Consider the following 10,966-nt stretch of genomic DNA (forward strand, 5'->3'; position numbering starts at 1 on the left):
TCACACCGAGGACATGTATCAGCTTATGGTCTACACCAGCTAGTGCGAAGGGAGCCCGTACCGTGCCGCACCGGGTCGCCGTTCTCGCCCTCGACGGGGTGCTCCCCTTCGAACTGGGCATCCCCCAAAGGATCTTCGGCCGTTCACTCGGTTCCGAGCCGTTGAACCGGGGCCGGAAACTGTACGAAGTCGTGACCTGCTCCATCCGTCCCCCGGGCCCGGTCAGCACCGACGCGGACTTCACGATCACCGTGGAGAACGGTCCGGAGGCCCTCGCGACAGCCGACACCGTGGTGATCCCGGCCAGCTACGAACTCGGCCCCGTGTACACCGAGGGCCGGCTGACCGACGAACTCACCGCCGCGTTCGCGCACATCAGGCCGGGCACCCGGATGGTGTCCATCTGCACCGGCAGCTACGTCCTCGCCGCGGCCGGATACCTCGACGGCCGCCCGGCCACCACCCATTGGTCCTCCGCCGACCACTTCCAGCAGCTGTTCCCCGCCGTCCGGGTCGACCCCGACGTCCTGTTCATCGACGACGGGGACGTCCTGACGTCCGCCGGGGTCGCCGCCGGCATCGACCTCTGCCTGCACATGGTGCGCCGCGACCACGGCACCGCCGTCGCCAACGACGTCGCCCGGCGCACGGTCGTACCGCCGCACCGCGACGGCGGCCAGGCCCAGTACATCCAGCGCCCGGTCCCCGACCCGGGGGTCTCGGCCACGACCTCCGCCCGCGCCTGGGCGCTCGGCCGGCTGGAGTCACCGATCCTGCTGCGCGACATGGCGCAGCAGGAGTCGATGAGCGTGCGGACGTTCACCCGGCGGTTCCGCGAGGAGGTCGGGATCAGCCCCGTCCAGTGGCTGACCCAGCAGCGGGTGGAGCTGGCCCGCCGGCTGCTGGAGTCCACGGACCTTTCGGTCGACCGGATCGCGCGGGACGCCGGCTTCGGCACCCCCACCTCCCTCCGGCAGCATCTGCAGGCGGCGCTGGGGGTGTCGCCGACGATGTACCGGCGGACGTTCCGGTCGACGGCGGCCGGGGCGCTGGGCCGGCCCCAGGTGTTTCGAAAGTCCCGCCTGCCGGGCGGACGGCGCTGCTTTCGAAACACGCCCTAGAAGACCAGCACCCCCCGGGCCACCCGCCCGTGGTGCGCGTCGTCCGCCGCCTTGGCGAAGTCCTCCACCGGGTAGGTCTCGGTGACGAGTTCGTCCAGCAGCAGTCGGCCCTCCCGGTACAGGTCGGCGTACAGGGCGATGTCGCGCTGCGGGCGCGAGGAGCCGTAGCGGCAGCCCAGGATCGACTTGTCCAGGTACATCGACGAGACGAGGAACGACGCCTCGGCCGTCGCCGCCGGCACACCCAGCAGGATCGCCTGACCGTGCCGGTCCAGCAGGTCGATCGCGGTACGGATCAGCTCGGTGCGGCCCACGCACTCGAAGGCGTGGTCGGCGCCGTGCGGCAGGATTTCCTTGACCCCATCGGCCGAGGTGAGGAAGTGCGTGGCGCCGAACTGCCGGGCCACGGCCTCCTTGTCCGGGTTGGAGTCGATCGCGACGATGGTCAGCGCACCGGCGATCCGTGCGCCCTGGATCACGTTGAGCCCGATGCCGCCGGTGCCGATGACGACGACGCTCTCACCGCGGTCGACCTTGGCCCTGTTCAGTACGGCTCCGACTCCCGTCAGCACCCCGCAGCCGATCAGGGCGGCCGAGGTCAGGGGCAGATCGGCGGGGATCTTGACCGCCTGCACCGCCTTGACCAGGGTCCGCTCGGCGAACGCCGAGTTGGACGCGAACTGGTACAACGGCTTCCCGCCGCGCGAGAACGGCTGCCCCGGCATGCCGATCGCCTTGCGGCACATCGTGGGCCTTCCCCGGTCGCACTGTGCGCAGGCGCCGCAGCTGGCCAGCGTGGACAGGGACACGTGGTCGCCCGGCGCGACATGGCTGACGCCGGCGCCGACCGCCTCGACCACGCCCGCGCCCTCGTGGCCGAGCACGACCGGAAGCGGGAACGGGATCGTTCCGTCGATCACCGACAGATCGCTGTGGCAGAGTCCGGCCGCGGCCACGGCCACCAGCACCTCGCCGGGGCCGGGGTCGCGTATCTCCAGGTCGTCGACGACCTCGGTCCGTTTGCCGTCGAAGACGACGCCTCTCATCTCGGCTCCCTCGGTAGGCCGAGCACGCGCTCGGCGGTGGTGTTCCCTGTCCCCCGGGACCCGGGGCCCTGATTCAAGCCCCTCCGGCGATTGAGGAGCGGGGCCCGGGGCAGCGCCCCGGCAACGCGGCCGCGCGTCCGGCAACCGGGGGGGGGGGGGGGGGGGGGGGGGGGGGGGGGGGGGGGGGGGGGGGGGGGGGGGGGGGGGGGGGGGGGGGGGGGGGGGGGGCGCCGCCCCGCGCGGGCCCCCGCCCCCCCCCCCCCCCCCCCGGGCCCGCCCCCCCCCGGGGGCCCGGGGCCCCCCCCCCCGCAACGCGGCCGCGCGTCCGGCAACCGGGGGCTCCGCCCCCGCACCCCCGCTCCTCAATCGCCGGAGGGGCTTGATTTTCGCCTCCCTCCCCGCAGGGCCCACCCCCGCAAGGCTGAATGTGCGCCCACCCCCTCAGCGCTTGCCCCCGCAGGGCTGAATGTGCGCCTCCCGCACCGCAGGAGCGCCCCCGGGGCGCGAAGGCGCACCCGGCTACGCGTTCGGCCGCGTCGCGGCCTTCGCCGCCGCCGCCATCTCCTCCAGCCTCGCCAGCATCGGCATCGGGTCCGTGCCCACCGTCCCCGGCAGGAAGTCCGCGATCCGTTCCGGGGTCCACGCCGCCCCCTCCGCGTACCCCGCGCGCAGTTCCCTCGGCTGGGCCCAGACCGCGATCTTCGGGCCCGCGATCGTGTACACCTGCCCGGTGATCTTCTCCGCACGGGCCCGCTCGCTGAGCAGGTAGACGACGAGCGCCGCCACATCCTCCGGTTCGCCGATCTCCTTGAGCTCCATGGGGACGTTCGCGGACATCCGGGTGCGCGCCACCGGAGCGACCGCGTTCGCCGTGACCCCGTACTTGTGGAGACCGAGCGCCGCGCTGCGGACCAGCGAGATGATGCCGCCCTTCGCCGCGCTGTAGTTCGCCTGGGCGACGCTGCCCTGATGGTTACCGCTGGTGAACCCGATGAGCGTGCCGGCGCCCTCCTGCTTGCGCATCACCGCCGACGCCGCGCGGAAGACGGTGAACGTGCCCTTGAGGTGGGTGGCGACCACGGGGTCCCACTCCGCCTCGGACATGTTGAACAGCATGCGTTCGCGCAGGATCCCGGCCACGCAGACGACGCCGTCGATCCGGCCGAACTGCGCGAGCGCGGTGTCCACGACCCGCTGCCCTCCGGCCATGGTGGAGATGTCGTCCGCCACCGCGACCGCTTCGCCGCCTGCCGCCACGATCTCCTTGACGACGGACTCGGCTATCTCGCTGGCGGGTTCACCCCCCTCGATGGAGACGCCGTAGTCGTTGACGACGACCTTCGCCCCCTCCGCCGCCGCGGCGAGCGCGACGGCCCGCCCGATGCCGCGACCGGCACCCGTCACGGCCACGACCTTGCCTGCCAAGAAGTTCCCCATGCCCGGCCCCTTCCCGCGGTTTCTGACGGACCGTTAGATTCTATGGGTCATCAGGTCCACCGGCACAAGCCCCAGGAGGCGCCATGTCTTTGCCGGACGAGTTCCACGACCTCGCCAAGCGCGTGAACAACTGGGGTCGATGGGGCGCAGACGACGAGATCGGGACGCTCAACCTCATCACCGACGAGGTCGTACGGGAGGCCGCGGCCACCGTCCGCAGCGGCCTGCGCATCCCGCTCGCGCTGCCGCTCCAGCAGGACGGCGTGCAGAGCGGGCTGATCCCGGGGCGGGTCAATCCGCTGCACACCATGGTCCAGATCAACCAGGAGATCTTCGGCCCCGGCACCGTAGCGACCAGCGACGACACCGCAGTCCTGGGCCTTCAGGCCGCCACGCACTGGGACGCGCTCACCCACGCCTCCCACTCGGGGAAGATCTACAACGGCCGCCCGGCCGCGACGATCACCGCCCACGGCGGCGCGCAGTTCAGCGGCATCGACAAGGCGCCGCACATCGTCTCGCGCGGGGTCCTCCTCGACGTGGCCCGCGCCCACGGAGTGGACCGGCTGCCGGGCGGTCACGCGGTCACCCCGGAGGATCTGGAGGCGGCCGAGGAGCTGGCCGGGGTCAGGGTCCGGTCCGGGGACATCGTCCTCGTACGGACGGGACAGGTGCAGGTGTATCTCTCCGGGGACAAGAACGCCTACGGGTATCCGTCACCGGGGTTGTCGATCCGGACGCCGGAGTGGTTCCGGGCCCGGGACGTGGCCGCGGTCGCCAATGACACGCTGACCTTCGAGATCTTCCCGCCCGAGATCGAGGACCTTTGGCTGGGGGTGCACGCACTCGATCTGGTCGAGATGGGCATGCTCCAGGGCCAGAACTGGAACCTGGAGGGCTTGTCCACAGCCTGTGCGGACGCGGGGCGCCACGCCTTCCTGCTCTCCGCCATGCCGGAGCCGTTCGTCGGCGCCACGGGCACGCCGGTCGCCCCGGTCGCGATCCTCTGAGCGGTGGCCGCGCGCCGGAGGCCCGATGCGCGGCCGACGGCGGTGCCGGACGCCGCGACGCCGCGGGGGAACGCCAGACAGGCCCTAGGCGCGATGAGTGGCTGCGTGAGTGGCCTCGTACGCGGCGCCCCCGCCGCACCCGTCCGCGCCGTCGCGCTCGGAGGGACCGGACTGCAGCTGCACCTGGATCAGCGGGATGCCGCGGTCGACCTCACACCAGATGCGCTTGCCCGCGCCCTCCGGCTGCCAGCCCCAGCGGTCGGCCAGGCCGTCGACCAGCTCAAGGCCGCGGCCGCCGGTGTCCTCCCCCTGCGCGTGCCGCTGCTGCGGCGGGCGGCAACTGGTGTCGGCCACCTCGACCCGGACGGTCCCGGCGTTGCCCGGGGCGCCCGTCGAGCCGAACAGCATGCGCAGCACGGCCGGACAGCCGGTGTGCACGACCGCGTTCGTGACGAGTTCCGAGATCAGCAGGATGAGAGTCTCGGCCAGTGGCTCGTCGTCTCCTATCCCGGACCCGACGAGCCTCGAACGCGCCCATCTGCGGGCCCGTCCGACCTCCGCGGGGTCGGGCCCGACCTCCAACTGAACCTGAAGCACCTGCACCGCTCACACCATCCGAACCGGCGGACACATCGCCTCGCGCCTCCTCAGGGTCACGGAACGTGATTCCCTTACGAGACAGCATGGTTGACGTACAGTCACCGCAACAAGCGCTTCGGGCATATTCCAACGCGAAGGAGTACGCGTGGTGCATACTGTGCGACGCGCGCTGCGGGAAGTCGAACAGAGGCGCATCGCAGCCCCGGGAATCGCTTCCCCGGCAGGCCCGGCGCTTCTGTGTGGATCACGAGCAGGGCACCTCTCGCGGACCGGAGCAGCCGCACAGGCCACATCCGGATCGCCAGGTTCCAGAAACACTCGCATCCAACGGAGCGTACCCGAGCCGGGCGCCGACTCCGGCCCGTGACGAATTACGCAAAGGACACAAGCCGGTATCGGGACGCACCGACTGCACTGCGTCACTCCGCAGCGTGAACCTCAGGGGTTCGTCCCGTCACATGCGTGCGCCGGGCACCCGCCCGTCCCGGGCTCGGGCCAGATCGGCCGCCAGCGCCTCCTCCGCGTCCGCCGCCGTCAGCCACTGCCCGGCCCGCAGCCAGGCCCGCTTGAGACGCAGATGGACATCCGCCTCCCAGGTGAAGCCCATGCCGCCGTGCACCTGGAGGCAGTCGCGGGCGTTGTCGACAGCGGCCTCGTCGGCGAGGAGCTTGGCACCGGCGGCCTCCACCGGGTCCGCCGTCACGGCCGCCGCGTAGACGGCGCTGCGGGCCGGCTCGGCCCGCACCAGCATTCCGGCGCACAGATGCTTGACCGCCTGGAACGCCCCGATCGGCGATCCGAACTGTTCCCGCTCCCCAGCGTGTTGGACCGCCGCCTCCATGCTGCGCGCGGCGCTGCCGAGCTGTTCCGCCGCGGCCAGCAGGGCCCCCTCGCAGCGCAGCCGCGCCCCGTCCGGCAGCACCTCACCCTCGTACGCGGACAGATCCGGCACCCGCCACAGAGGCGTGCCCGGATCGAGCGACCGTACGGGACGGGCCTCACGCACCAGCCGCCGCAGCGGCCCACCGCTCACCACCCTCACCCCTCCTTCCCCGTCCAGGACCAGCAGCGCATCGGCCCCTCCCAGATGCCCCACGGGCCGCCCCGCCTCCGCCAGGGCCACCACGGCCTCACCTTCGGCCGCCCCCTTCACCGCTCCCGCGGCCAGCTGGGTGGCGGCCAGCGGTCCGGGCAGCAGCGCCCTCCCGATCTCTTCGAACAGAAGTACGGATTCGGGCAGGCCGAGCCCGACCCCGCCGGCCGTCTCCGGCAGCCGCAACGCGAAGAACCCCGCCCCGCCCAGCTCCCGCCACAGCGCCCGGTCCACGCCCCCTCCCCGCTCGTGCGCCGCCCGCATCCGGTCCCTGTCGAACCGGCCGGCGAGCAGGTCCCGCATCCCCGCCCGCAGCGACCGCTGATCCTCCGAGAGCTGGAAGTCCACCCTCCGCTCACCGCCCCTTCGGCAGGCCGAGAATCCGCTCGGCGACGATGTTCCGCTGGATCTGCGAGGTACCGGCCGCGATCGTGTACGAGAGCGAGGAGAGCCGGTCCAGCACCCACTCCCGGTCCAGATCCAGGTCGTCCCCCGCCCCGAGCACCTCGGCCGCCGCCTCGTACAGCTCCTGGCGGGCGTGCGAGTACCGCAGCTTGAAGACCGAGCCACCGATCCCCGGGACTCCCCCACTGGCCTGCGCCTCGCTGACGTTCCACTGGGTGAGCCGCCACAGCGCCCGGAACTCGGCGTTGAGTCTGCCCAGCCTCCTGCGCAGCACCGCGTCGTCCCAGCGCCCGCTCCTGCGGGCCTCGGCGGCCAGCGCGTCCAGGGTGCGGCGACAGGCAACGACCTCCCCCACGAACGCCGTTCCGCGCTCGAAGGAGAGCGTGACCATCGTGACCCGCCAGCCGTCGTTCTCCGCCCCGACCCGGTGCGAGACGGGCACCCGCACCTCGTCCAGGAACATCTCGGCGAATTCCGTCGACCCGGCGAGCGTGCGCAGCGGCCGCACGGTGACACCGGGGGCGTCCATCCGCATGGCGAGCCAGCTGATCCCACGATGCTTGGGCGCTTCCGAATCCGTCCGCACCAGCAGCTCGCACCAGTCGGCGACCTCCGCGTGCGAGGTCCAGATCTTCTGCCCGCTCACCACGTAGTCGTCGCCGTCGCGCACCGCCCGGGTCCGCAGCGAGGCCAGGTCGGAGCCCGCGTCCGGCTCACTGAATCCCTGGCACCACATCTCCTCACCCCGCAGCACCGGCGGCAGCCAGCGGGCCCGCTGCTCACCCGTCCCCTCGGCGGCGATGGTGGGCCCGGCGTGCAGCAGCCCGACGAAGTTCGCCCCGACGTAGGGCGCCCCGGCCCGCTCCGTCTCCTCCAGGAAGATCAGGTGCTGGGTGGGGGTGGCGCCCCGCCCACCGGCATCGGCGGGCCAGTGCAGGCCCGCATAGCCGGCGTCGTACAACAACCGCTGCCAGCCGGCGTCGTACGCCCGCCGCCCCGGCCAGTCACCGGGATCCGGCTTCCCGGGCAGCCCCGGGAGCACCGAGCCCAGCCACTCCCGCAGCCGCGCCCGGAAGGCTTCCTCTTCCTCCGTGTACGCAAGGTCCATGACGCACGCGCCTACTTGTCGAGGTCGAGACCGAGCATCCGGATCGCGTTCCCGCGCATCAGTTTGTAGACGGTCTCGTCGTCCAGTCCCTTGACGTGGTCGAGCGCGACCTCCTTGGTGTGCGGGAAGGTCGAGTCGACGTGCGGGTAGTCGGTCTCGAACGTCGCGTTGTCACGCCCCACCACATCGAGCGAGGCGACACCGTGCTTGTCGCGGAAGAAGCAGCAGAACATCTGCCGGTAGTAGTACGTCGACGGCGGCTCAGGAATCAGATCGCGCACCCCGCCCCAGGCCCGGTGCTCCTCCCAGACGTCGTCGGCGCGCTCCAGGGCGTAAGGGATCCACCCCATCTGGCCCTCGCTGTAGGCGAGCTTGAGCTGCGGGAACTTCACCAGCACCCCGCTGAACAGGAAGTCCATCATCGAGGCCATCGCGTTGTTGAACGAGAGCGAGGCCTGGACGGCGGGCGGGGCGTCCGGCGAGGCGGCGGGCATCTGCGAGCTGGACCCGATGTGCATGTTCACGACCGTGCCGGTCTCCTGGCAGACGGCGAAGAACGGGTCCCAGTAGCCCGTGTGGATCGACGGCAGCCCCAGATGGGTCGGGATCTCCGAGAAGGTCACCGCCCGCACCCCGCGCGCCGCGTTCCGCCTGATCTCCGCGACGGCCAGGCCGATGTCCCAGAGCGGGATGATGCACAGCGGGATCAGCCGGCCGCCGCTGTCCCCGCACCACTCCTCGACCATCCAGTCGTTGTACGCACGCACACAGGCGAGCGCGACCTCCTTGTCGTGGGCCTCGGCGAAGGTCTGCCCGCAGAAGCGCGGGAAGGTGGGGAAGCAGAGGCTCGCCTCGACATGGTTGAGGTCCATGTCCTTCAGCCGCTCGACGGGGTCCCAGCAACCGGGCCGCATCTCCGCCCGGGTGATCCCCTCCAGCGTCATGTCGTCACGGTCGAACCCCACGGCGGCGATGTTCCGCTTGTACGGGAACTTGAGGTCCTCGTAGATCCACCAGTCGGTCGGCGGCCCGTCCGGATCCATCGTGATGACGTATTTGCCGCCGGTGTACGCGAGCTCGCCGATGCCTGCGGTCAGGGGCTGCGGTCCGCGCTCGCGGTACTTGGCCGGCAGCCAGGTGGAGAAGAGGTGCGGCGGCTCGATCACATGGTCGTCGACGCTGACGATCCGAGGCAGTTCCGTCATGGTGTCCCCTTCGGCGCACGCTTTTCTGATGACTCGTCAGATTGACGTCGCCCACAGGCTAGCCCCGCACCCCTGGACCGACAAGGCGCAGCGCTCTACGCTCTCCGCACGATCTGACTACCCGTCAGCTGTGAGGGGTTCGCCGTGAACGAGACCGCACACGCCCTGGGTGCATCGGGCACCTTCTGGGAGCTCATCGAACGCCGGGCCGCCCTGACGCCGGAGAGGCCCTTCCTGATCCAGGACGACCGCACACTCACCTTCGGCGATCTGCGCACGCGCGCCGAGCGGGTGGCGGCGGGCCTGTACGCCATGGGCGTACGCCCCGGCACCGTCGTCGCCTGGCAGCTGCCGACCCGGCTGGAGACGGCGCTGCTGTCCTTCGCACTGGCCCGGATCGGAGCCGTGCAGACGCCCGTCATCCCCTTCTACCGCGACCGCGAGGTCGGCTTCGCGCTACGTGAGTCCAAGGCGGAGTTCTTCGCGGTGCCGGGCACCTGGCGCGGCTTCGACCACACGGCGATGGCCGCCCGCCTCTCGGCGGACCTCGCGCACCCGCCCCAGGTCTTCGAGGCGTACGACACCCTCCCCGACGCCGACCCTTCGGTGCTGCCCCCTCCGCCCACCGACGGCACGGCCGTCCGCTGGATCTACTGGACCTCGGGCACCACATCCGACCCCAAGGGCGTCCTGCACACCGACCGCAGCCTGCTCGCCGGAGGCTCCTGCCTCGCCCACGCGCTGCACCTGTCGTCGGACGACGTCGGCTCGATGGCCTTCCCGTTCGCCCATGTCGCCGGGCCGGACTACTCGGTGATGCTGCTCCTGTACGGCTTCCCCGCGGTGCTGTTCGAGCACTTCGCGATGCCGGACGCCCTTGCGGGTTTCCGGCGCCACGGGGTGACGGTCGCGGGGGGTTCCACCGCGTTCTACTCCATGTTCCTGGCCGAGCAGCGCAAGGATCCCGCCCGGCCGGTCGTTCCCACTCTCCGGCTGCTGGCCGGCGGCGGCGCCCCCAAACCCCCCGAGCTCTACCACGCGGTGGTACGCGAGATGGGGGTCCAGCTCACCCACGGCTACGGCATGACCGAGGTCCCCATGATCACGATGGGCGCCCCCGACGACACGACCGAGCACCTCGCCGAGACGGAGGGCCGCCCGCCCGAGGGCATGGAGATCCGGATCACCGACGAGGACGGCAAGCGGGTGCCGCACGGGACGGACGGCGAGGTGCGTCTGCGGGGCGAGGCGGTGTGCCAGGGCTACCTGGCCGCGGCCGCCGCCCCCTTCGACGAGGACGGCTTCCTCATCACGGGCGACGTCGGGCACCTCCGTCCGAGCGGGCACCTGGTCCTCACCGGGCGGCTGAAGGACATCATCATCCGCAAGGGCGAGAACATCTCCGCGAAGGAGATAGAGGACCTCCTGGCCCGTCACCCCGACGTGGGCGACGCGGCGGTGATCGGCCTCCCGGACGAGTCGCGCGGCGAGCGGGTCTGCGCGGTGGTGGAGCAGCCGCCCGGCGCCGCCGCGCTTGCCCTCCCCGAGCTGACCGCGTACCTCCGCGGCGAGGGCCTGTCGGTCCACAAGCTCCCGGAACAGCTGGAACTGGTGGACGCGCTGCCCCGCAACGAGGCGCTCCGCAAGGTCCTGAAGTACCAGTTGCGTGCGCGCTTCGGCGGGTGACCGGTTGCCCCGGTCCGGGGCGCGGGGTTCCGTCCTCAATCGCCGGACAGGCTTGTGTGCGGGTGCTCCGCGTTGTGCGGTGCGCCTCTGTCCGGTGGGTGGGGGTGGGGGCCCTCCGGGGAGACTCCTCAAAAATGGCGTGTTCACCCGACGACGAAGAAGTACCCGGGTCGTACGCCATTTTCTGCGGGGACTCCCCTGCACGCCCCCACCCGCTCTCGCCCGCGTCTGCACGCCGGTGGGACGAATGGTGCA

General features: G+C 71.7%; 9 protein-coding genes. 3 read left to right on the plus strand and 6 right to left on the minus strand.

Going from position 1 to position 10,966, the window contains the following annotated elements; all coding sequences use genetic code 11:
- Positions 1-62 precede the first annotated feature (62 nt).
- Entirely contained in the window at positions 63-1,121 is a 1,059-nt protein-coding gene (locus ACIBJG_RS26955; RefSeq protein WP_399311145.1) for a GlxA family transcriptional regulator, read from the plus strand.
- On the opposite strand, the gene ACIBJG_RS26960 is transcribed toward ACIBJG_RS26955, so the two are convergent.
- Both ACIBJG_RS26960 and ACIBJG_RS26965 read right to left on the minus strand, forming a co-directional pair.
- Positions 1,118-2,167 (minus strand): Zn-dependent alcohol dehydrogenase, encoded by a 1,050-nt coding sequence (locus tag ACIBJG_RS26960; protein WP_399311147.1) that lies wholly within the window; start codon positions 2,165-2,167, stop codon positions 1,118-1,120. The two genes, ACIBJG_RS26955 and ACIBJG_RS26960, sit on opposite strands and share 4 nt — an antisense overlap.
- Positions 2,168-2,686: 519 nt before the next feature.
- Positions 2,687-3,604, minus strand: coding sequence for an SDR family oxidoreductase (locus ACIBJG_RS26965; protein WP_399311149.1), 918 nt, complete (start codon positions 3,602-3,604; stop codon positions 2,687-2,689).
- An 83-nt stretch (positions 3,605-3,687) separates the two neighbouring features.
- Between ACIBJG_RS26965 and ACIBJG_RS26970 the strand changes: the two genes are divergently transcribed.
- Complete coding sequence (locus tag ACIBJG_RS26970; RefSeq protein ID WP_399311152.1) at positions 3,688-4,614, plus strand: cyclase family protein; 927 nt, start codon at positions 3,688-3,690, stop codon at positions 4,612-4,614.
- An 84-nt stretch (positions 4,615-4,698) separates the two neighbouring features.
- Here the strand turns inward: ACIBJG_RS26970 and ACIBJG_RS26975 are convergent, their stop codons facing one another.
- The 4 genes from ACIBJG_RS26975 to ACIBJG_RS26990 form a co-directional block, all read right to left on the minus strand.
- A complete protein-coding gene (locus ACIBJG_RS26975; protein WP_399311154.1) occupies positions 4,699-5,217 on the minus strand; it encodes an ATP-binding protein in 519 nt (172 codons plus the stop codon).
- Between the two features lie 451 nt (positions 5,218-5,668).
- Entirely contained in the window at positions 5,669-6,655 is a 987-nt protein-coding gene (locus ACIBJG_RS26980; protein ID WP_399311156.1) for an acyl-CoA dehydrogenase family protein, read from the minus strand.
- 7 nt (positions 6,656-6,662) lie between these two features.
- The gene (locus ACIBJG_RS26985) at positions 6,663-7,820 is read right to left on the minus strand and encodes an acyl-CoA dehydrogenase (protein WP_399311158.1); all 1,158 of its coding nucleotides are present in this window, start codon (positions 7,818-7,820) and stop codon (positions 6,663-6,665) included.
- Positions 7,821-7,831: 11 nt separating this feature from the next.
- Positions 7,832-9,025, minus strand: a complete 1,194-nt coding sequence (locus tag ACIBJG_RS26990) for an amidohydrolase family protein (protein WP_399311160.1) — start codon at positions 9,023-9,025, stop codon at positions 7,832-7,834.
- Positions 9,026-9,169: 144 nt separating this feature from the next.
- Between ACIBJG_RS26990 and ACIBJG_RS26995 the strand changes: the two genes are divergently transcribed.
- The gene (locus ACIBJG_RS26995; protein WP_399311161.1) at positions 9,170-10,711 is read left to right on the plus strand and encodes a class I adenylate-forming enzyme family protein; all 1,542 of its coding nucleotides are present in this window, start codon (positions 9,170-9,172) and stop codon (positions 10,709-10,711) included.
- The last annotated feature ends 255 nt before the right edge of the window (positions 10,712-10,966 follow it).

The organism is Streptomyces sp. NPDC050422 (genome assembly GCF_044458665.1).
Classification (GTDB): Bacteria; Actinomycetota; Actinomycetes; order Streptomycetales; family Streptomycetaceae; genus Streptomyces.